Origin of the sequence: Kitasatospora sp. NPDC058048 (assembly GCF_042885555.1) — a bacterium.
Lineage (GTDB): Bacteria > Actinomycetota > Actinomycetes > Streptomycetales > Streptomycetaceae > Kitasatospora > Kitasatospora lactacystinica.
Genome location: NZ_JBHVRT010000002.1, coordinates 142,197 through 163,309, shown reverse-complemented (window position 1 = coordinate 163,309; position 21,113 = coordinate 142,197). Strand labels below are relative to the sequence as shown.

Below are 21,113 nucleotides of genomic sequence, written 5' to 3'. Positions count from 1 at the left end.
CCGTCCGGAGTTCCGAACCGAAACGCGAGGTGCCATGGCCGAGGCCGCCACCGCCGTCCAGAGTCCGCCGGCCGGTGCGCAGGCCGTCCAGCGCGCGCTCGGGCTGCTGCACTGCTTCCACGACAACGGCCCCGACCTGAGCGCCTCGGACCTCGCACGCCGGATGGGCCTGTCGGTCTCCACCGCGCACCGGCTGGCCCGCACGCTGGTCAGCGCCGGATTCCTGGAGCAGGACGAACAGACCGCCCGCTACCGGCTCGGCCCTGCCGTCGCCGAACTCGGCCAACTCACCTTCCACCAGCGCGGGCTGCACCTGGCCGGGCCCGAGCTGGATCTGCTCTCCCGGCGCACCAAGGCGACTGCCGACCTGGCGATCCGCAGCGGCACCCACGCCGTGATCCTGGTCGGCGGTTCCGTCCGCCCGGACACCGGGCTGGGCCTGCGTCGGCCACTGCACTCCACGGCCCTCGGCAAGATCCTGCTGGCCTGGCCCCGCCCGGGCGAGACGGCGCCGGCGGCACTGGGACGGCTGCCCTCCTTCACCGACCGCACGATCACCGAACCAGCGCTCCTGGACGACGAGTTGGCGAAGGTCCGAGCGGCCGGGTACGCGCTCAACGACGGCGAGTCGGCCGCCGGGGTGCGGACGGTCGCCGTGCCCGTCCTCGACGGCGCCGGGCAGGCGCGGTTCGCCCTCGCGGTCCGCTCGACGCCCGCACACCTCACCGACGACCGGCTGGACTGGTTCCTCGGTCACGCCCGCGGCTGCGCCGACGCGCTTGCCGTCCTGCTGCTGCCGCCGGATCAGCGTTCCTGACGGCCCATCGGGACACGACGAAAGCGGCGGGCCGCCCGTCCACATCCTGGACGAGCGGCCCGCCGCCGGGACCCGACGGTGGCGGCCGACCGGTGGGCGGCCCGCCGGCGGGACCGGACCGGTGGCCGCCCGCCGTCAGACCGTGGCCGGGGTGTACTTGTAGCCGACCCGGCGGACCGTCACGATGGTGTCCCGGTAGGCCGGTCCGAGCTTGCGGCGCAGCCGGGCGACGTGCACGTCGACCGTCCGTCCGTCCCCGACGTGGCCGTAGCCCCAGACCGCGGAGACCAGGTGGTCCCGGGTGTGCACCCGCTGCGGGTGCTCGGTGAGGTGGGCCAGCAGCTCGAACTCCAGGTAGGTGAGGTCGAGCAGCCGCCCGTCGACGTAGGCGTTGCGCCGCTCGCTGTCGACGGCGATGCCGCGCTCGGCCGGGCGGACGTGACGGACCCCCGCGACGGCGTGGGCGGCGGGCCCGCCGGTCGCCGTCGGCGCGCCGGGAGCCGTGTGGGCCCCGGGGACCGGGTGCCCCCCGGAGAGGGCGGCGGCGCCGGAGAGGGCGGCGGCGCCGGCCGGAACGCCGGGCAGCCCGACGGTCCCGGCCACCGGGCTCTCGGCCGGCACCAGCACCAGGTAGCCGACCATCGGGCTGCCGTTCACGGCGCCGAACTGCGCGCCGAACTGGGCGAGCACCCCCTGCGGCAGCACGCCCTGCGGCAGGGTGGCGACGACGGCCGCCCCCTCCGGCAGCGCGGCGAGCAGCGCCTGGGGCACCTGCGGGACCGTCGCGCCGGGCTGCGCGGCGGCGGGGGCCGGGACGACGGCCGGGCGGACCGGGCCGGCCTGGGTCGGACCGGCGTAGGGCGGGCGGGCCTGGGTCGGGCGGGCCTGGGGCGTGCGGGTCGCCGCACCGGGCCATCGGTCGGCCCCCGGCGCCGGGGGGACGGACGGTCCGGCGACCCCGGACGTGCCGGGACCGGCCGCGGGGACAGCGGTGACCGGCGGGACGGAGCGGACCGCGCGCAGGTGCGGGGTCGCGGTGGGCAGGGGCAGGGTGGCCGTGGAAGAAGAAGACATGGTGTGCCGCTCATTTCGCGCGTGACGGACGGGGTGGAGTCGTCTGCGCGTCGACCGGGCGTACTGCCTGGGCTGGACCGAACCGGATCAGCGGGCGGAGGGCCGGGACGCGCTGGGCGAGCCGGGACACGTCTGATCGAACAGGTGCGGCTGCCGGGACGGCCAGAACGGCTCGAGGTCGGGGCGACCCCGTCGGCTGTCCACGGCGCGGCTCCCGCGCCCGTTCCACCGTCCGATCCGTCCGTCCGCGCGCATCGCGGGGGCCGACCCGGTCGTTCGGGTACGGTCGACGACGCCGGGGGCGATACTGGGGCAGACGATGTTCACTGGTGGTCTCTCCGCTGGGCGGGTCCGGATGGTCGGCCGCGGGCACGCCGGTGGGGCGGTCCGCTACGGCCTGGTCGACGGGTGTCGGCGGTGCGTCGGGCGGTGGGCCGGGTGGGCCGTCAGCGCCGGGGACGCACCGGGAAGGTCAGGCCGGTCAGCGACAACACGCGCTGCAGGTCAGCGCGTGGTCGATGTAGCGGCGGACGGTGAGCGCCGGATCGGCGGCACCGGGCACGGCAGTGCCGGACACGAGGGCATCGGGCTTCGGGGAGCCGGGCACGGCGGTGATGATGCGTCGTCGGCCGACGGTCATCCGGCTGCCCTCCCCCTTCGTTCTCCACACGGTGGCGCGCCGTCTCCGGCGCCCGCCGACGATGCCTCGCCGGTTCGTCGAAGGCCGTCCGCCGGTCGCAACGCCCGTGCGAACGGGGTGTTTCCGGCACTCCCGACGGCATGGCCGGGCGGCCTTCGTCCACAGAGCCTTCCACGGCCGGGCCGGTCTAGGCAACCTTCGGCACAGTGATCGTCCGGGATGCGGACGGTCGGGTGAGACGGCGGGCGGAACGGGCAGGTCGGCGCGCCCACCTGCCAAGTCCTCGCAGCACCGCCGTCGCTCGCCCGATGCACCGCCGCCGCACACCGATGCTCCACCGCAGCCGCACGCCCGATGCACCACCGCCGCGCGGCCGACGTCGGGCCTGAGCCGAGTCGCCCTCAGGCGCCGACCGGGGCACGGCGATACGTGAGGGCGGCGGCGTGCTCGACCAGCGCGACGAGCAGGTCCTTGCCGTCCTGCCGCAGCCGCGCGTCGCAGAGCAGCACCGGGATGCCCGGGTCGAGGTCGAGCGCCTCGCGGACCTCGTCCGGCGAGAACCGCTCGGTGCCCTCGAAGCAGTTCACCGCGACCAGGAACGGAATGCCGCGCTGCTCGAAGAAGTCGACCGAGGGGAAGCAGTCGGCAAGCCGCCGGGTGTCCGCGAGCACCAGGGCGCCGAGCGCGCCGCGGGCCAGTTCGTCCCAGACGAACCAGAACCGGTCCTGCCCGGGCGTGCCGAACAGGTAGAGCGCGAGGCCCGGCCGCAGGTCGATCCGGCCGAAGTCCATCGCGACGGTGGTGGTGCGCTTCGCCTCCACGCCCGAGGTGTCGTCCACCGGACGGCCCAGCTCGCTGAGCTCCTCCTCGGTGCGCAGCGGCCGGATCTCGCTGACCGAGCCGACCAGGGTGGTCTTGCCCGCGCCGAAGCCGCCCGCGACCAGGATCTTCACCGCGACGGACGGACCGCCGCGCCAGCGCGGGTCGTTGGCGTTCGCCGGGTGGGCCGCGGTGCCGTCCCGGTCGGGCGCGGTGCCGACCGGTCGGGGGTGGGGGTCAGAGCGCACGGAGTCCATTGATCACGTCTCGGAGCAGGCGCTCGTCCGGCAGCTCGGCGAGCGGAACGGGTCGGGTGACGCTGATCAGCTCGGCGTCGTAGAGGTCGCCGAGGAGGACCCGCACCACACTGACCGGCAGGTCGGTGTAGGAGCCGAGCTCGGCGACGGAGAGCGGCTCGCGGCGGCACAGGGTGAGCAGCGTCTGGTGCTCCGGGTCGAGGACGTGCGCGGGCACGGCCCCCGCGACCGGCCCGGGCTCGACGGCGGTGACCAGCGAGATCAGGTCGAACAGCCCCTCCTCGACCGGCCGGGTCCGGCCACGGGTCATCGAGTAGAGCCGCACCACCGGGCCGGCCTCGTCGTCGAACCAGCGGTCGTCGACCGGGGTGCGCGGCCGGAAGAGGTCGACCTCGGGCCCGTCCGGGTCCGCCTGCCCACCCTCCGCCGCCGCCCCCGGGCGATCCGGGCCGTCGACACCGGACGGGCCGCCAACACCGGACGGGCCATCCGCGCCGGCCGAACCCCCGGCACCGGCCGAACCACCGACGCCGGACGGCCCGGCCGTGCCCACCGGCACCTGGGGGCCGTCCGACGTCTCCGGGCCGTCCGGCACATCCGCCTTCGGATCCGCCATCGGACCGCTCATCTCACCGGCGGGGCGGTTTCGGTGCGCGGCTCGGCGGCCATGTGCTCGCCGACCCGCTTGACCAGCAGCGCCATCTCGTACGCGATCTGGCCGATGTCCGCCTCGGCCTCGCTCAGCACGGCCAGACAGCTGCCGTCGCCGGCGGCCGTGATGAAGAGGAAGGCCTCGTCCAGCTCCACCATGGTCTGCCGGACGCCACCGACCTTGAAGTGCCCGCCGGCGCCCTTCGCCAGGCTGTGGAACCCGGCGGCGACGGCTGCCAGGTGCTCGGCGTCCTCGCGGTCGAGATCGCGGGAGGCACCGGTGGCCAGGCCGTCGTTGGAGAGGATCACCGCGTGCCGCAGGGCCGCGACGCGCCCCACCAGGTCGTCCAGGAGCCAGTTGAGGTCCCCTGACGACTGCATCGACGTGGTCATGAATCAGTTCCTTCCGCTGGAGCGGGTGGTGCGTGTGGAGCGGGTACAACGGGTGGTTCGGGTACGGCGGGTGGCACGGGCGCGCCGGTGTCCGGGTTCCGGCGGACCGGCTGCCCGGGCGGCACCCGACGGGCGAGCGGTGCCCGGCCGGTGTCCTGCGGCGCGGGCAGCGCCGCCGGGGCGGGTGCCGGGGCGATCGCCCGCCGGGACCGGTCCGGCGGCTGCCAGGCCGGTACGGCGGTGGATCGCCCGTTCCCCCGTACGGCACGATCGTCGGGCGTGCCGGGACGATCCGTCAACGGAGCACCGGGGCGGTCCGCCGGCGCACCGGCGCGGCCGGGGGACGTGCCCGCACGGTCGGCCGGAACGGTGGCGCCGCGACCACGGGTGAAGCCGCGCTGGAACGAGGCGAAGGTCGCCCGGGCCTCCTCGGGCGAGCGGTCCCGGACTTCCCGGGTCTCCCCGCCGTCGCGGGGGCCCCGGCCGTCGCGGGGGCCCCGGCCGTCCCGGGTGTCCGCGGCCGACGCTTCCCCGGCCGCGCCGTCGGGTCCGGCCCCGTTGCGGAACCGTTCCTTCAGCTGCTCCGTGAGCTGATCCCTGAGCTGCGGGGCCAGGTTCGCCTGCCGGACCCGCCGGGGCAGGCCGCCGAGCGTGCGGGGTGCGGCGTCCACGGGCGCAGGCTCGGCCCCGGTCGCTCCGGCGACCCCGGCGGCCGCGACGGCCGCCTCGGCCGCCGCCACCGCGAGGTCCTCCCGCCGGTGCCGCCCCGTCCCCGGCCCGTCCTCGGTGTCCGCCACGGGCGCGGGGACCAGCACCGGCCCGCCCTTGCCCCGCGAGGCCCGGCGCGGCAGCCCGCCCGCCGTACGGCCCGACTCCGGCACGGACGGCCTCGGGCCGCCCGTCGTCCCGCGGTGCTTGCCCGCCTCGTCACCTACGGCGCCGGCGCCGGCTCCCGTACGTCCTTCGACCCCCGGTCCGGCCGAGGCACCTGCACCCGCACCCGCACCCGCGGAGCCGACCGGCCCGGACGCCGCCCAGGAGGCACCCCCCGACCCGGGCACGGCGACCAGGTCCCGCTGCCCGCGCCGGCCGCCCGCCGCGGCCCGCTGCCCGGCCGGGCCCGGCTCCGGCTTCCCGTCGGGCGCCTCCGCGAGCAGCTCGCGCGGGATCAGCACGACCGCCGTCGTCCCGCCGTACGGGGACGGCCGCAGGTGCACCCGGATGCCGTGCCGCCGGGCCAGCCGACTGACCACGAACAGGCCCAGCCGGTCGGTGTCGGCGAGGTCGAACTCCTGCTCCACGGCGAGGCGTTCGTTGATCTCAGCGAGCATCTGCTCGCTCAGCCCGAGGCCGCGGTCGTCGATCTCCAGCGCGAAGCCGTGCGCGACCACCTCGCCCTGGACGGTGACCTGGGTGCTCGGCGGGGAGAACACCGCGGCGTTCTCGACGAGCTCGGCGACCAGGTGGGTGACGTCCGCGACGGCGCTGCCGAGCAGGCCGGTGCCGGGGAACGGCCGGACGATCACACGGGCGTAGTCCTCGACCTCGCCGACGGCCGCCCGGACCACGTCCACCATCCGGACCGGCTTGCGCCAGGCCCGCCCGGGCGAACCCCCGGCCAGGATGATCAGGCCCTCGGCATGGCGGCGCATGCGGGTGGTGAGGTGGTCGACCTTGAAGAGGTCCTCCAGCTCGGCCGGGTCCTCGGTGCGGCGCTCCATGGTGTCGAGCAGGGTGAGCTGCCGGTGCAGCAGCACCTGGCTGCGCCGGGCCAGGTTGACGAACACCGCCGAGACCCCGCGCCGCAGTTCGGCCTGTTCGACGGCGGCTTCGACGGCGGCCCGCTGCACCGCGTTGAAGGCCTGGCCGACCTGGCCGATCTCGGCGTTCCCGAAGTGCAGCTCGGGGGCCTCGGTGGCCACGTCCACCGGCTCGCCGCGGCGCAGCCGCAGCATGACGGACGGCAGCCGGGTGCCGGCCAGCTCGTCGGCCGCGTTGCGCAGCCCGATCAGTTCGCGGGCCAGGCCCCGGCCGATCCGGAACGAGATCATGATGGACAGCACCACGGCGACCAGACCGACCGCACCGGCGATGCCGCCGCGCCAGAGCATTCCGATCGCCGCGGAGCGCGCGCGCTCGTCCAGCCCGGCGGAGATCCGGCTGTTGATCGAGGCGAGGTCGCCGAGCGCCCGGTCGGCGGTCTCCCGCCAGGAGTCGGTGTTGAGCGCCTGGACCACGCGGTCGGGGCCGCCGGCGCCGACGAAGTCCGCTTCGGCTCGGGCCAGTGCGCCCCAGGCCTCCCCGCCGCGCAGCGCGGCGTAGTCGGACTGGTCGGCGGGCTCGAGCTCGGCGACGTAGACGGTGAACAGCGCCTGCTGGTTGTGCAGGGCGTCCAGCGCGACCTGGTACTGCTCGGCGGTGGGCCTGGCGGCGCCCGTGCGCAGGCCCTCCATCGCCGCGTCCTCCTGCGACAGGTACTCCCGGGCGCGCACCAGCTCGATCAGGATGGTGCCCTGACGGGGGAGTTGGCCGCTCTGCCGGGCGACGTAGGCGGACCGGAAGCCGAACACCGGCTTGACCAGGTCGCTGTACTGGCCCAGCGCGAACTCCCAGTTCAGCGCGGAACGGCCGACCTGGGCGCGCAGCGGTCCGAGCTGGTCGGCGGCGGCGATGATCTGGACGAAGCGACCGCGCTGCGGGGCGGAGAGCTTGCCGCCGGAGCCGTCCTTCTTCTGCCGCAGCACGTCCAGGCTGCGGTCGGTGGCGGCCTTGGACCGTTCGTAGGCCTCCCTGGCGGTCGGCGACCGCGGGTCGGCCAGCCGCTGGACGGCGGCGCGGCGCTCGTTCTGCAGGTCGCCGGTGTACTGGTCGACCGGGCCCGCGAACTCCTTGTACGTACGGCTGATCCCGAGCTGGTTCCAGACGTCCCCGGTGGTGGCGATCGTCGCGTACGCCCACAGGGCCGTGAGCGCGACGATGGGCACCAGGAGCAGCGCGATGATCTTCGCGCGGATCGAGCTGCTGCGCAGACGCATGGAGTCCTCGGTCGGAAAGTGCCGGGCGCGGACGGGGAGCGGAGGGGGGGAACATGGCGGGTCTTGGGAACGCTGGAGGGGTCGGCGGAGGGGCTCCCGGCCACAGGTCTGCGAGACTCTACTACGCCCTGACCACTCGTTCGAGGGGTGAACCGGTCCACCGACCGGTCTCGTCCCGCACACGTCAGAAACCGGTCACCCGTCCTCCGCTACGCATCCGGAACATCCGTCGATGCCCGGAATGCGGCGCCGGTACGGGGCCCGCGGCCTCCGCGATTCCTTCCCGGCGCCTCCCCCTCGCCTCCCCCGGGCCTCCCCGGGCGCGACACCACCGGAGGGGAGCCGTGCCGATCTCGTCGTGTCACCGCCACAACCCTGGGCAGTGACAGGGCGATCCGATAGTTTCGGCGCACCCCGTACCACCCGTACGACCGGCACCGAACTGGGGAGGACCGTGCGCGAGTTCACCACCCCCGCCCCGGCCGCGCCCGAGGCCACCGGAGGACTCGCCGACTCCCTCTACGACACCGCCGAGCGCACCCCCGACCTGGTCCAGCTGTCCTGGCGGGCCGGGGACGGGCAGTGGCAGGACGTCACCGCCCGCGAGTTCCGGAACCAGGTGCTCGCCCTGGCCAAGGGCCTGCTCACCCACGGCGTGCGCTACGGCGACCGGGTCGCCCTGATGTCCCGCACCCGCTACGAATGGACGCTGTTCGACTACGCACTCTGGTCGATCGGCGCCATCACCGTCCCGGTCTACCCCACCGCCTCCCCCGAGCAGGTGCGCTGGATCCTCGCCGAGACCCAGGCCGTGGCCTGCCTGGTCGAGGACGAGGACGCCGCGATGACGGTCGGCGCGGTCTGCGACGCGCTGCCCGACCTCACCGGCATCTGGCAGCTCGACCGCGACTGCGTCGCCGCGATCACCGAGGACGGCCTCGGCGTGCCCGACTCCCTGGTGCACCGCCAGCGCCTCGGCGTCGCCACCGGGAACATCGCCACGGTCGTCTACACCTCCGGCACCACCGGCCGCCCCAAGGGCTGCCTGCTCACCCACGCCAACCTGGCCGCCGAGGCCGACGCCCTGCTCGCCGGCTGGGGGGACGTCCTGCGCGACACCGGCGGCGGCCGCCCCGCCACGCTGCTGTTCCTGCCGCTCGCGCACGTCTACGGGCGGGCCGTGCAGATCGCGGCGATCCGCGGCGGCTTCCGGATCGGGCACGTCCCCGAGGTCTCCACCGACGCGCTGCTGCCCGCCCTGGAGACCTTCCGCCCGACCTTCCTGCACGCCGTCCCGTACGTCTTCGAGAAGATCTTCCAGCAGGCCCGGCGGGCCGCGGAGGACGCCGGCCGCGGCGAACTCTTCGAACAGGCCCGGCAGGTGGCCGTCGACTGGGCCGCCGCCCGGGAGCAGAAGGCCTTCGGCCGCGGCCCCGGTCCGGGCGCGGCCCTGCGGCTGCGCCACCTCGCGTACGAGCGGACCGTCTACCCGAGGCTGCGGGCGGTGCTCGGCGGCCGGGTGCGCAGCGTGATGAGCGGCGGCTCGACGCTCCGGCGCGAGCTGGGCCTGTTCTTCACCGGCGCCGGCCTCCAGCTGTACGAGGGCTACGGGCTGACCGAGACCACCGCCGCGATCACCGCCAACCCGGCCGGACGGCAGAAGCTCGGCACGGTCGGCCGACCGGTGCCGGGCGCCTCGGTGGCGATCGCCGACGACGGCGAGGTGTGGGTGCGCGGCGGCTCGGTCTTCGGCGGCTACCTCAACCATCCGCAGTGCACCGCCGAGTCCCTGGTCGACGGCTGGTTCGCGACCGGCGACCTGGGCCGGCTGGACGAGGACGGCTACCTCAGCATCACCGGCCGCAAGAAGGACCTGATCGTCACCAGCAGCGGCAAGAACCTGGCCCCGGCGGCCCTGGAGGAGCGGGTCGAGGCGCACCCGCTGGTCTCCCAGTGCCTGGTGGTGGGCGACGACCGCCCGTACGTCGCCGCACTGATCACGCTCGACCCGGCGGCACTTGCGCACTGGCTGAAGACCCACGGGCGGGAGCAGTCGGACCCGTGGACGGTGCTCGCGGACGAGGAACTGCACGTGGAGGTCCAGCGTGCGGTGGCGGCCGCGAACACGGCCGTCTCACGGGCCGAGTCGATCCGCGCCTTCCGGCTGCTGCCCCGGGAGTTCAGCGAGGAGCAGGGGCTGCTGACCCCCTCGCTCAAGCTGCGGCGGACGGCTGTCGCCGAGTACTACGCGACGGACATCGAGGAGCTGTACCTGTCCTGAACCGGGCCCGTCCGCCGCGTCCCTGACGTGACGTCTTGTCCCTTGTCCTCCGGACATGGTGACTGCGAGTCGGCCGACCGGGACCTCCGGGTTCACCCGCCGTTCCCTTGACGGCCCCATTGGTCTAGTCCATTGTTGCGACGATCCGGGGTTCCGCATCCCGGAGTTCCACGTTCAGAATTCCTCGCTCAGAGCTCCACGTTCAGAGTTCCACGGTCCGATTCCGCTCACGCTCTCCCCACGGGCGTGCCCCCACTTGCTGGAGTCCTCACGTGTCGATGTCCACGTGCCTGTCCTCACGCCTGTCCACGCGCCTGCCCATGCGCCTGTCCGTGCTGGCCGCCTCCGTCGCGCTGCTCACCGGTCTCACCGCACCCGCGGCCTCCGCCGCCGCTCCCCCGGCCGCCGGCCCCGGCACCCAGGCCGCGCCGACCGTCAACCTCGCCACCAACCCCGGCTTCGAGCTGCCTTCCCCCGACCTCGCCGACTGGGGCAGCGTCCCCGGCTGGAGCTGCACCGGCGGACCGGCCGAAGCGTCCGTCAGCACCACCGCCCCGCACGCCGGCACCTCCGCGCTCACCGTCACCCCGGCGAACGCCGACTCCACCGGCGAGTGCGCGCAGACCGTCGCGGTCCAGCCCAACACCACCTACACGGCCTCCGCGTGGGTCCGCGGCAGCTTCGTCCACCTGGGCGCCACCGGCACCGGCAAGGACGTCGCCCCCGCCTGGACGGAGACCACCGGCGGCGGCTGGCAGCGGCTGAGCACCCGGTTCACCACCGGCCCGAACGCGCGCAGCATCCGGCTGTACGTGCACGGCTGGTATCAGCAGGGCCCGTTCTCCGTGGACGACGTCCGGGTGGACGGCCCCGCACCCGCCCCGGCCGTGGCCGCCGGCTCCGTCCCCACCAACGACAGGGTCGTCTTCTTCACCGTGGACGACGGCTGGCAGCGCACCCCCGAGGCGGAACGGTTCATCACCGACCACCGGCTGCCGATCACCGCCTTCCCGCTGCCGATGCCCGCCACCGCCGACCCGGCCTTCTTCCGGCGGGTCACTGCCGTGCCCGGCTCCTCGATCCAGGACCACAGCGTCTCCCACACGGACCTCAGCACGCTCCCGCTGGAGCGGCAGCAGGTCGAGATCTGCGACGCACGCGACTCCATGACCCGCCTCTTCGGCACCGCGCCGACGTTCTTCCGCCCGCCGTACTTCACCTGGAACGCCGACACCCTGCAGGCCGCCGCGAACTGCGGCATCCGCACCGTGCTCACCGCCGACGCGGACTTCAGCTGGGGTGCCGCCAACATCTGGCACCCGGGCCCGCTGCAGCCGGGCGACGTCGTGCTGATGCACTGGACCGACACCCTCGCCACCGACCTCCAGCGGGCCCTCGCCGCCGCCGACGCCGCCGGGCTCAAGCCGGCCGGCCTGGTCGACTACCTGCACTGACGGGAACCGTCCGGAGCCGCCGACGTGCCCCGGACCCGACGCGCTCCGGGCCACCTGCCCCGGACCCGACGCGCCGCCGCCTTCGAGGAGAGCGGCGGCGCGTCGCCGCTCGCGGCCGGGGTGGGGCTCCCACCTGGCTCGGCCCGGTGGCGGCTCAGCCACCGAAGACACCCCCCGTCCCGACCGATCAGACGCGCCTCGAAGTCGGCGGCGGAGGTGACGCCCCGGGCCGGTGATCCTGCTCGTTGACAGCGTGTCCACGGCCTGGCTCTAATGGGGGCGTGCAGCGCGGCGCCGGCCAATGAGCAGTAGGCCGGCCGGCAGCCGAGCCGGCACCTTTCCGAAGGGACGATGCGCGATGAGCACTCTCTCCGCTTCCCTGATCTGACACCGGGCGGTCACCGCGGTGCCCCCGTGCGCGAGCCGCGTCCCGCGACGGATGTCGCCGGACGGGCCGGCAGCCGTAGCACCGGACCGGGATCCGACCACCGGCGCCGATCGATCATCGGCCCCGATGACCGGCCCCGTCTCCGGCCCCGATCTCCGCTAACGGCACAGGCACAGGCACAGGGCAACGACACAGGCACCGGCACCGCTTGTGGCCGCAACTCCCCTTTCCTCTCTGGAGATCCATCACACACCCATGCCCATGTCCTTCAATCTGAACGTCATCGAGGAGTTCCGCGCCAACGGCGGGCGGGTCGGCGGCCCGTTCGAGGGCGGCGACCTCTTGCTGCTGACCACCACCGGAGCCCGCTCGGGGCGGCCGCACACCGTGCCGCTCGGGTACGTCCGGGCGGAGGGGCTGCTCCTGGTCGTCGCCTCGGCCGCCGGGGCGCCGGAGCACCCCCAGTGGTACCGCAACCTCCTCGCCCACCCGGTGGTCCGGGTCGAGCTCGGCACCGAAGCCTTCGACACCGTCGCCGTACCCGCCGAGGGCGACCGCCGGGAGCGGCTGTTCGCCGCCGTGGTCCGGAAGGCTCCGGGTTACGGGGACTACCAGGTTTATGCCGACCGGGAGTTGCCGGTCGTCGTCCTGGAGCGGCTCGAACCGCCCGCCGGCGGTCCGGCCCCAATGGTGGTGCGCAGCCTCGCCGACAAGCTGCTGGAGGCGCACACCTGGCTGCGCGCGCAGCTGCGCCACGTACGGGAGGAGGCACACGCCCACGTCCCGGGCCGCCCGGCCGCGCTCGGGCTGCAGCTGCGCCAGCACTGCCTGGCTTTCTGCGACGGGCTGACGCACCACCACACCGGGGAGGACTCCGCGATCTTTCCCGCCCTCGCGCGCAGCCATCCGGAGCTGGCCGAGGTCCTGGCGCGGCTCGACGAGCAGCACCGGGCCATCGGGCGGATCAAGGAGGAGCTGGTGGGCCTGCTGGCCGGGATCGCGATCACCGAACCGGAGCGGCTCCGGACGGAGCTGGACCGGATGTCCGCCGAGCTGGAGGCACATCTGGACTTCGAGGAGGCGGAACTGCTGCCGGTCCTCGCCGGCATTCCGTTCCCGCCGACCGGGCCCGCACCGGGGCCGTCCACACCGAACCCGTCCACACCGGGGCCGTCCGCACCGGGCGGGTCGACCAAGGGCGGGCCGGCACCGGACCGGTCATCACCGGGCGGCGGCTGAAACGGCGTTGCCGCCGTCCCCTTCCCGAGCTGCGGGAGGGGGCGGCGGCACCGGTCCGTCCTTGGACGGGGCGGTCCGTTGCGGCAGTGCTTACAGCCCCGAGAACACCGGGAGGTAGCCGCCGGACTGGCCGGCCGCCTTCGGGTGGTAGCTCTCGTCGACCGGCAGGGTGGTGCTGTTCAGCCAGGTGGTCAGCGAGCCGCAGATCTCGTGCTCGTTGAAGATGCTGCGGACGTCACCGAAGGCGAAGCCGGCGTTGGCGGCCCGCTTGGCGAGGACGCCGTCCAGGGTGTCGGCGGCACCGTTGATGGCGGCGCGCTTGGTGTCGCCGATGCCGAAGATGCAGCTGCCGCCGACCTTGTAGATGTGCGGGTAGCCCATCACCACGACGTGGGCGTTCGGGGACTTGGACTTGATCGCCGAGTACACCTTGTCCAGCTGGCCGGGCAGGGTGGTGGTGGCGTAGCTCTTGGCCGTGTTGACGGCGTTGACGCAGTCGGCGTCCGAGCCGAGGACACAGGTCTGCATGGTGTCGGCGAAGCCCGCGTCGTTGCCGCCGACCGAGATGCTGACCAGCGTGGTGCTGGCGTCCAGGGCGGAGATCTGGCTGTTCAGGATGTCGCCGGTCTTGGCGCCCGAACAGGCGACGAACTTGAAGGAGGACGGCGCGTGCGCGTTCTTCCAGAGGTACGCGTACGCGTTGGTGCTGCGCTTGCAGCTGCCGCTGTCGCTCAGGTAGCTGCCGGCGCCGACACCGGACGAGTACGAGTCGCCGAGGGCCACGTAGTTGACGCCGGCGGCGTTCGCGGACGTCGCGGCGAAGAGCGTCGTCATGGTGAGGCCCGCCGCTATGGCGGCGATGGACAGGGCGCGGGCAGGACGAATCATCACAGCTCCAGTGGGGTGGCGTGGTGAGGGTCACAGAAGTGATACCAGGCGGTAGCCAAACCCGGAAGCGGTCATGCCAAGGATATTGACGGGACGTCCGATAGCTCCGAGATGAACTGCCGCTGACGGTCCGTGATTTCACGCAGGTCAGCGGGGGTGCGCGGTGACGCGCGTAGCGCAGCGCGCGTAGACCGGCAACTTGCAGAAATTTCGTGCAAGACAAGCGCGGAGTTGCCGCCCGACCATTGCCGGGTCGGATTCGAATCGGGTGTCAGCCGAACCAGGGGGGGCTGGTGACACCCGCGAAGGCAGGTGAAGGGTGGGCCAGAAGGGCATCGGCGACACCACGAGAATTCACCGCTGTGGCCGATCGGACGCAAGTGGCCGATGTTGACGTCCCACATGGCGGTGCGTCAGGGCATCGCGTCGACCCGGGCCGGCCCGGCCCGCTCAAGCCCCACCCGGCCCGGCCCGGTCAAGCCCCGGAGGGCCCGGGCCGGCGCGCCCCGCAGGGACGTCGCTCGGGAGTACGGCGACGCGCGAGGTCAGCCCCGCGCGCCGGGGCGGCCACCACCGGGCTGCACGGCGCCCGTGTACCCGGCACCCGGATACACGGTGCCCGGGGAGACCGTGCAGCCCTCGACCGGCAACTCCTCGATCGCCTCGTTCGCGGCCGCGGGCACGCCGAGCCAGCGGGCGGCAGTGGCGACCGCCGCCCGGGCCTGGCGCAACCCGGGCGCGCCCCAGCCGAGCAGCTCGACGGCGAGGCCCGGCGCGACCAGCAGCCGCCGGTAGTGCCGGCCCGAGGCCGGGTCGGCCGCACTCGGGCCGACCGACCGCAGCACCGCCGCCATCCGGACCCGCGCGCACTCGTGCCCGCCGTTCGCCGAACCGACCCGGTCGTAGAGGTATCCGAGGTAGTACGGCCGGCCGATCCGGGCCTGCGCCTCCTCGGCCGCCTCCCGGGCCAGGGCGGCCGCCGGGTCCCCATCGTCCTCCGGCTCCAGCGAGCCGCCGGGCAGCGAGCAGATCCCGTCCCGGGGGTTCACCAGCGTCAGCACCCGCCCGTCGGGTACGAACAGCCACCCCCAGGACTGCTTGACCGGCAGCCCCTCCGGCACCGGCTCGCCCGGCCGCCACGGCCAGCCCGCCGTGGGGCGCCGCCGTACCTTCCCGAGCAGCTCCGCGACCTCCGCGCTGTACTCGATCGGGCTCATGCTCTCGCCCCGCGGCGCTCGACGGGGACGCTCGCCCCCGCGCACCTCCCGGTGCCGAGCTCGCTCCGCTCGCTCATCCGTCCCCCTCTCGCAGTCGGGCTTCGCCGGACCGGCGGTGCGCGGGGAGGACCTGCAGGGCGCGGTACGGGGCGGAGCGGCCGGAACGGCGGCGTGGGGCACCGCGCGCTCCTGCTGTTGATCTTCTCCGAATCTTCCCCGAACACGCGGTCGATGAACAGTCCCCAGCGCCGCATGGTGGATGCGGAGACGACGGACGCGGTGGACGCGGAGGCGGTGGACGCCCCGATCACCCCAGCGGCCCACCCCCTTCCCCGGGGTCGCGGAAGCCGGGCAGCGGGAACCCGGGCCGAGGGTCCACCCCGGGCGGGAAGGGCAGCCCGCGCGCGGCGTCGTCCGCCAACTCGTCGAACACCTCGTGCGCGGTCATCGGCCGCAGCCGTCCGCCGGTCAGCGCCCAGCCGCGCACCGGCGGCCGGGGCCGGGCCTCCCCGGCCGGGGGCCCGGGTGGACGGCCGACCGGGCCGGACCGGTCGTCGCTCCGGCCGTCGGCCCCTACGCCCACCGACGGATCGCCGTGCAGCAGCAGCGCCCCCTCCCCGCCCAGGGCGACGCCCGCCGCGAGCGTGACGCAGAACGCCTCGGCGTCCCGCCCGGCGGGGTACAGCAGCCCCTCCTCCACACAGACGTCCACCGCCGAGGTGAGCTCCTCGCCGTCCTCCGGGCCGTGGCAGCGCAGCGTCAGCAGATGGCACCCCTCCCCCGCGCCCTCGGCCAGCGCGAGGTAGACCGACGTCACGTACCGCATCACGGCGGCCATCCGGAGCTGCCCGGCCGGGTCGTCACCGACGGCGCCCAGCAGAGCCGCACAGGCCACGGACATCCGCACCCGTGCGCGGTGGTCGTCCAGCAGCACCGGGACCAACTCGGCCAGCCGCTCCCCCGCGTAGACGAACGGCTCCCCGGCCAGCTCCGGATCGCCCGCGTAGGCGACCCGGGCGGCGGGTGCCCGGGGGTCGAGGCCGAGCGCCGCGCAGTAGTCCTCGAAGTCGCCCGCCTCCAGGACCCGAAGGTGCACCTCCAGCCCCTGCCGGTGCAGGGCCGTCAGGTGCTCCTCCGCCCGCCGCAGGTAGGCCTGGTGACCGAGCCCGCCGAACAGCCCGTACTGCGCGAGCCCGGCGAAGTCCCCGGCGTCGACGGCCAGGGCCAGCGCCACCGGGTGGGGCGGCGGCGCGCCCCGGGCCCGGCCGCCGCTCCCCCGGCCGGCGGCCCGCGCACCGTCCCCTCCCGCCCGGGCCCCCGGCGGCCGCCCGCCCCCGGGTGGCACCGCCCCGCCGGGCCCGCCCGTCGACGCCCCACCGGCACCGCCACCCGGCCGCCGCCCGCCCAGCACCAGCACCCGCCGGCGCTCCCGCGGGGACCACCCCGCCGCGGCGCCCAGCACCTCGCGCACCGACTTCCGTACCGCAGCCATGGCTCCTCCTTCTCGCCCTCCGACACCGGATCGCGCCGACCACCCCGACCGGGAGTGGCCGACGCCGAGGAACATACACAGAGCCACTGACAATTCACCCGGAGTGACCGAACGGGCTCGGCGCCGCCCACCCCGCCCACCGCCGCTCGGCCCCGGGGCCCCGGGGCCCCGGCCCCGGACGCAAGGGGTGCCAGGGGTGCCAGGGGCCAGTGGTTCCACCGGGTCGGGCGGGATTGTCAGTGCTGCGGGTTAGGGTCGGGAACCATGCGACTGCTGCATACCTCCGACTGGCATCTCGGGCGCTCGTTCCACCGGGAGAGCCTGCACGACGCCCAGCGCGCCTTCCTGGACCACCTGGTGGAGGTGGTCCGGTCCGAGGGCGTGGACGCCGTGCTGGTCGCCGGGGACGTGTACGACCGGGCGCTGCCCGGGCTGGAAGCGGTCGCGCTGTTCGACGACGTGCTGCACCGGCTGGCGGACCTCGGGGTGCCGACGGTCTTCATCAGCGGCAACCACGACTCGGCCCGCCGCCTCGGCGTCGGGGCGGGGCTGATCGGCCGGGCCGGCATCCACCTGCGGACAGACCCGGGCGAGTGCGCCGAGCCCGTCCTGCTGGCGGACGAGCACGGCCCGGTGGCGGTGTACGGGCTGCCGTACCTGGAGCCGACTCTGGTGCGCGAGCGGTTCGGGCTGACGAAGGGCGGGCACGCGGCGGTGCTCGGGGCGGCGATGGACCGGGTCCGGGAGGACCTCGCGGCACGCCCGGCCGGCACCCGGGCGGTGGTGCTGGCGCACGCCTTCGTCACCGGCGGCGCGCCGAGCGACAGCGAGCGGGACATCGCGGTCGGCGGCGTCGCCTCCGTCCCGGCGTCGGTCTTCGACGGCGTGCACTACGCCGCGCTCGGCCACCTGCACGGCAGCCAGACGCTCGCCCCGCACCTGCGCTACAGCGGCTCCCCGCTCGCCTACTCCTTCTCCGAGGTGCACCAGCGCAAGACCATGTGGCTGGTCGACCTGGCCGCCGACGGCTCGGTGACGGCCGACCGCGTCCCCTGTCCCGAGCCGCGCCGCCTGGCGACACTGCGCGACACCCTCGACGCGCTGCTCACCGACGAGCGGTACGCCGAGCACGAGCAGTCCTGGGTGCAGGCCACGCTCACCGACGCGGCGCGGCCGAGCGAGCCGATGGAGCGGCTGCGCCGCCGTTTCCCGCACACCCTCCAGCTGCTGTTCGACCCCGAGCGGAGCGAGGCCGAGCCCTCGCAGTCGTACGCGGCGCGGGTCAGCGGCCGCGGGGACCTGGAGATCGCGGAGGGCTTCCTGCGGCACGTCCGCCCCGGCGCCGAGCCGGAGCCGGACGAGCTCGGCTGGCTGCGGGAGGGCTTCGAGCGCGTCCGGGAGACCACGGACCGGAAGGCGGACCTGCCCCGATGAGGCTGCACCGGCTCACCGTCACCGCCTTCGGCCCGTTCGCGGGCAGCGAGACGGTGGACTTCGACGCGCTCGCCGCCGGCGGGCTGTTCCTGCTGCGCGGCGCGACGGGCGCGGGCAAGACCAGCGTGCTGGACGCGGTCTGCTTCGCCCTGTACGGCGAGACGCCGGGCGCGCGCCGGGCCAACCGGCTGCGCAGCGACCACGCCGACCCGAAGCGGCTGACCTCGGTGGAGCTGGAGCTGACCCTCGGCGGGCGGCGGCTGCAGGTCACCCGGCTGCCCGAGCAGCGCCGGCCGAAGAAGGTCGGGAGCGGCACCACCGTCGAGCGGGCGCAGACCCTGCTGCGCGAGTGGGTCCTCGACACGGGCGACGGCGCGCCCGGCTGGCGCGGGATCAGCAAGTCGCACCAGGAGGCCGGGGAGGAGATCCACCGGCTGATCGGCATGAACCGGGAGCAGTTCTGCCAGGTGGTACTGCTGCCGCAGGGCGACTTCGCCCGCTTCCTCAAGGCCGATTCGGAGGAGCGCGGCAAGCTGCTGCGGCGGCTGTTCGACACCGAGCGGTTCCAGCACGTGGAGGCCTGGCTGGCCGAGCAGCGCCGCGGCCAGGAGGCCGCCGTCCAGGCCGGCCGGCGCCGGCTGCGGGACCTCGCCAGCAAGGCCGAGCAGGCGGCCGGTCCGGGCGCCGAACCCGCCGCGGGCTGGGTGCCGGCCGAGGACGACGACGGTCTGGCCGCGGGGGTGCTCGGCTGGGCGGCGGTCCTGCGCAGCGGCGCGGCCGAGCAGCTCACCGTCACCGAGGCCGCCCTCGTCGGCGCCGGGGCCGCCCAGCGCGCCGCCCAGGAGCGCCGCGAGGCCGCCGAGGAGCTGGCCGGTCGCCAGCGCAGGCACCGCGAGGCGCTGGACCGGGCCGAGCGGCTGGCCGGCTTCGAGCCCGCGGCGACGGCGGACCGGCGGCGGCTCGCCGCCGCGCAGGAGGCCGTCGGGGTGGAGTCCGCCCTGCGACTGCGGGAGAGCGCGGCCGAGGCACTCGGGCGCGCGCGGCAGCTGGAGCGCCGGCACCGCGAGCTGCTGGCCGGATCCGGTGCCGGGGGCCGGGATCTCGCCGGGGCCGACGCGGCCGGGCTGGCCGAGGCCGAGCTGCGGCTGCGGGCCGAGGTGGTCCGGCTGGAGGCGGCCCGGGCGGAGGAGCGGCGCTGCGCCGAACTCACCCGCGAGCAGGGCTCCCTGGCACAGGACCGGCGCGCCGCCGAGGAACTGGCCGAGGAGGCCGAGGACTGGCTCGCCGAGTTCGAGGGCGAACTGGGCCGTCTGGAGCAGCAGCACGCCGAGGCCCGGTCGGCGACCACCCGGGTCGAGCAACTGGACGGTCAGCGCACCGAGTTGACCGGACGCCTCGGTGCGGCGCGGGAGCGCGACGGCCTGCGCGCCGAGATCGCCGCGGCCGAGCCCCGGACGGTCGCGCTGCGCACCGCCGCGCTGGACGCCCGGGAGCACAGCCTGGACCTGCGGGACCGCCGGCTGAGCGGCATGGCCGCCGAGCTGGCCGAGCAGTTGCGCACGGGAGAGGCCTGCCGGGTCTGCGGCTCGCCGGAACACCCGGCGCCCGCCGAGGCCGCGCCCGGCGGCCGGGTCGGCGCCGAGGACGAGGAGCGGGCGCGCCGGGCGCAGGCCCACGCCGAGCGGGTCTGGACGGAAGCCGACCAGGCGCTCACCGCACTGCGGGTGCGCGAGGCCACCGCCGCCGGCGCGGCCGGGCCGGACACGACGGAGGCGCTCGCGCAGGCCCTGGCCGGGCTGGAGGACCAGCATCGCGGGGCACGGCACGCGGCGGAGGCGCTCGGCCGGGTCGAGCAGGAGATGGCCCGGCTGTCGCAGGACCGCACCCGCCGGGTCGACGAGTTGCAGGAGGCCAAGGAGCGCGCCGCCGTCCTCTCCGACCGGCTGCTGGCGCTCGGCACCGAGCAGCGGACGCTGACCGCCCGGGTGGCGGCCGCCCGGGGCGACGCGCCCTCGGTCGCCGACCGGGCCGCGGCCCTCACCCGGCTCGCCGAGGCGGTCGCCGTGGCGGCGAACTCCGTCCGGGCCCGGACGGAGGCGGCGGCCCGGCTCGACGAGGCCGAGGACGAACTGGGCAAGGCCGCCGCCGCGGCGGGCTTCCCCGACCCGGCGGCGGCCCTGGCGGTGCTGCTGCCGCGCGAGGAGCGCGAGCGGCTGGAGGCCCGACTGGAGCGGCACCGCGCGGAGACCGCAGCCGTCCGCCGCGAGCTGGGGCTGCCGGAGCTGGCCGAGGCCGCGGGCCGTCCGCCGGTGGACCTGCCCGCCGTCGCGGCCGAACTCGGCGCCGCCACCGACCGGCTCGGCCGGTCGCACGCCGCCCACGCGGCGGCCCGCGAGCGCTGCGGGGCGCTGGCCGCGATCGGGCGGCAGCTGACCGGGCTCGCCGCCGAACTGGCCCCCGCGCTGGACCGGTACGGGCGGATCACCCGGCTCGCCGCACTCACGGCCGGCACCGCCGCCGACAACCGGCTGCGGATGCGCCTGGAGTCGTACGTCCTGGCGGCCCGGCTGGAGCAGGTCGCGGCGGCGGCCAGCGACCGACTGGTCCGGATGTCCGGCGGGCGCTACACCCTGGTGCACAGCGACGACCGGGGCAGCGGCACCAAGCGCTCGGGCCTGGCCCTGCGGGTGGTCGATGCGTGGACGGGCACCGAGCGGGACACCGCGACCCTCTCCGGCGGCGAGAGCTTCTTCGCCTCGCTCTCCCTCGCCCTGGGACTGGCCGACGTCGTCACCGACGAGGCCGGCGGCATGCCGCTGGACACCCTCTTCATCGACGAGGGCTTCGGCACCCTCGACGAGCAGGCCCTGGAGGAGGTCATGGACGTCCTGGACGGCCTGCGCGAGCGGGACCGCGCGGTCGGCATCGTCAGCCACGTCGCCGACCTGCGCAGCCGCATCCCCGCCCAGCTGCTGGTCCGCAAGGGGCGGCGCGGCTCGACCCTGGCGCTGGCCGGGCGGGAGGACGCGTAGGC

Annotated in this window: 15 protein-coding genes; 6 read left to right on the top strand and 9 right to left on the bottom strand. The window is 75.3% G+C overall.

Features of this window, described 5'->3' with window-relative positions:
* The first annotated feature begins 34 nt into the window (after positions 1–34).
* Positions 35–817, top strand: a complete 783-nt coding sequence (locus tag ACFVVA_RS02770) for an IclR family transcriptional regulator (protein ID WP_387685015.1) — start codon at positions 35–37, stop codon at positions 815–817.
* 135 nt (positions 818–952) lie between these two features.
* On the opposite strand, the gene ACFVVA_RS02765 is transcribed toward ACFVVA_RS02770, so the two are convergent.
* The 6 genes from ACFVVA_RS02765 to ACFVVA_RS02740 all read right to left on the bottom strand — a co-directional run bounded on the left by ACFVVA_RS02765 (position 953) and on the right by ACFVVA_RS02740 (position 7,686).
* Entirely contained in the window at positions 953–1,588 is a 636-nt protein-coding gene (locus tag ACFVVA_RS02765) for a winged helix-turn-helix domain-containing protein (protein WP_387685351.1), read from the bottom strand.
* A gap of 784 nt (positions 1,589–2,372) precedes the next feature.
* On the bottom strand, positions 2,373–2,531 hold the full coding sequence (locus ACFVVA_RS02760; RefSeq protein WP_387685013.1) for a hypothetical protein: 159 nt from the start codon (positions 2,529–2,531) through the stop codon (positions 2,373–2,375).
* A gap of 401 nt (positions 2,532–2,932) precedes the next feature.
* Entirely contained in the window at positions 2,933–3,484 is a 552-nt protein-coding gene (locus ACFVVA_RS02755; protein ID WP_387685349.1) for an ATP/GTP-binding protein, read from the bottom strand.
* A 103-nt stretch (positions 3,485–3,587) separates the two neighbouring features.
* A complete protein-coding gene (locus ACFVVA_RS02750; protein ID WP_387685011.1) occupies positions 3,588–4,223 on the bottom strand; it encodes a DUF742 domain-containing protein in 636 nt (211 codons plus the stop codon).
* An 8-nt stretch (positions 4,224–4,231) separates the two neighbouring features.
* Entirely contained in the window at positions 4,232–4,651 is a 420-nt protein-coding gene (locus tag ACFVVA_RS02745; protein WP_049652175.1) for a roadblock/LC7 domain-containing protein, read from the bottom strand.
* Positions 4,648–7,686 carry a nitrate- and nitrite sensing domain-containing protein gene (locus ACFVVA_RS02740; RefSeq protein WP_387685008.1) on the bottom strand — a complete coding sequence of 1,013 codons (3,039 nt, stop codon included), beginning with the start codon at positions 7,684–7,686 and terminating at the stop codon, positions 4,648–4,650. Before ACFVVA_RS02740 ends, ACFVVA_RS02745 begins: the two co-directional genes overlap by 4 nt.
* Before the next feature lie 454 nt (positions 7,687–8,140).
* On the opposite strand from ACFVVA_RS02740, the gene ACFVVA_RS02735 reads away from it, so the two are divergent.
* The 3 genes from ACFVVA_RS02735 (at position 8,141) to ACFVVA_RS02725 (ending at position 13,048) form a co-directional block, all read left to right on the top strand.
* Entirely contained in the window at positions 8,141–9,967 is a 1,827-nt protein-coding gene (locus ACFVVA_RS02735) for an AMP-dependent synthetase/ligase (protein ID WP_387685006.1), read from the top strand.
* Between the two features lie 278 nt (positions 9,968–10,245).
* Positions 10,246–11,421 carry a polysaccharide deacetylase family protein gene (locus tag ACFVVA_RS02730; protein ID WP_387685347.1) on the top strand — a complete coding sequence of 392 codons (1,176 nt, stop codon included), beginning with the start codon at positions 10,246–10,248 and terminating at the stop codon, positions 11,419–11,421.
* Between the two features lie 643 nt (positions 11,422–12,064).
* Positions 12,065–13,048, top strand: a complete 984-nt coding sequence (locus tag ACFVVA_RS02725) for a nitroreductase/quinone reductase family protein (RefSeq protein WP_387685004.1) — start codon at positions 12,065–12,067, stop codon at positions 13,046–13,048.
* 90 nt (positions 13,049–13,138) lie between these two features.
* Here the strand turns inward: ACFVVA_RS02725 and ACFVVA_RS02720 are convergent, their stop codons facing one another.
* From ACFVVA_RS02720 to ACFVVA_RS02710, 3 genes are all read right to left on the bottom strand, one after another.
* The gene (locus tag ACFVVA_RS02720; protein ID WP_387685002.1) at positions 13,139–13,936 is read right to left on the bottom strand and encodes an SGNH/GDSL hydrolase family protein; all 798 of its coding nucleotides are present in this window, start codon (positions 13,934–13,936) and stop codon (positions 13,139–13,141) included.
* 545 nt (positions 13,937–14,481) lie between these two features.
* The gene (locus ACFVVA_RS02715) at positions 14,482–15,153 is read right to left on the bottom strand and encodes an NUDIX domain-containing protein (RefSeq protein ID WP_387685000.1); all 672 of its coding nucleotides are present in this window, start codon (positions 15,151–15,153) and stop codon (positions 14,482–14,484) included.
* Positions 15,154–15,460: 307 nt separating this feature from the next.
* Positions 15,461–16,645: a hypothetical protein gene (locus tag ACFVVA_RS02710; RefSeq protein WP_387684998.1), complete on the bottom strand. Its 1,185-nt coding sequence runs from the start codon at positions 16,643–16,645 to the stop codon at positions 15,461–15,463.
* Between the two features lie 264 nt (positions 16,646–16,909).
* Here ACFVVA_RS02710 and ACFVVA_RS02705 point away from each other — a divergent pair, with 264 nt between their 5' ends.
* A complete protein-coding gene (locus tag ACFVVA_RS02705; protein ID WP_387684996.1) occupies positions 16,910–18,079 on the top strand; it encodes an exonuclease SbcCD subunit D in 1,170 nt (389 codons plus the stop codon).
* Positions 18,076–21,111: an AAA family ATPase gene (locus ACFVVA_RS02700; protein ID WP_387684994.1), complete on the top strand. Its 3,036-nt coding sequence runs from the start codon at positions 18,076–18,078 to the stop codon at positions 21,109–21,111. The genes ACFVVA_RS02705 and ACFVVA_RS02700 overlap by 4 nt, the downstream gene beginning before the upstream one ends.
* The last annotated feature ends 2 nt before the right edge of the window (positions 21,112–21,113 follow it).

Excerpts from the sequence above, each read along its gene's own strand:
- ACFVVA_RS02770 (WP_387685015.1), top strand. The coding sequence starts at position 35 with ATGGCCGAGGCCGCCACCGCCGTCCAGAGTCCGCCGGCCGGTGCGCAG.
- ACFVVA_RS02760 (WP_387685013.1), bottom strand. The coding sequence starts at position 2,531 with ATGACCGTCGGCCGACGACGCATCATCACCGCCGTGCCCGGCTCCCCG.
- ACFVVA_RS02750 (WP_387685011.1), bottom strand. The coding sequence starts at position 4,223 with ATGGCGGATCCGAAGGCGGATGTGCCGGACGGCCCGGAGACGTCGGAC.
- ACFVVA_RS02745 (WP_049652175.1), bottom strand. The coding sequence starts at position 4,651 with ATGACCACGTCGATGCAGTCGTCAGGGGACCTCAACTGGCTCCTGGAC.
- ACFVVA_RS02740 (WP_387685008.1), bottom strand. The coding sequence starts at position 7,686 with ATGCGTCTGCGCAGCAGCTCGATCCGCGCGAAGATCATCGCGCTGCTC.
- ACFVVA_RS02730 (WP_387685347.1), top strand. The coding sequence starts at position 10,246 with ATGTCCACGTGCCTGTCCTCACGCCTGTCCACGCGCCTGCCCATGCGC.
- ACFVVA_RS02725 (WP_387685004.1), top strand. The coding sequence starts at position 12,065 with ATGCCCATGTCCTTCAATCTGAACGTCATCGAGGAGTTCCGCGCCAAC.
- ACFVVA_RS02720 (WP_387685002.1), bottom strand. The coding sequence starts at position 13,936 with ATGATTCGTCCTGCCCGCGCCCTGTCCATCGCCGCCATAGCGGCGGGC.
- ACFVVA_RS02715 (WP_387685000.1), bottom strand. The coding sequence starts at position 15,153 with ATGAGCCCGATCGAGTACAGCGCGGAGGTCGCGGAGCTGCTCGGGAAG.
- ACFVVA_RS02710 (WP_387684998.1), bottom strand. The coding sequence starts at position 16,645 with ATGGCTGCGGTACGGAAGTCGGTGCGCGAGGTGCTGGGCGCCGCGGCG.
- ACFVVA_RS02705 (WP_387684996.1), top strand. The coding sequence starts at position 16,910 with ATGCGACTGCTGCATACCTCCGACTGGCATCTCGGGCGCTCGTTCCAC.
- ACFVVA_RS02700 (WP_387684994.1), top strand. The coding sequence starts at position 18,076 with ATGAGGCTGCACCGGCTCACCGTCACCGCCTTCGGCCCGTTCGCGGGC.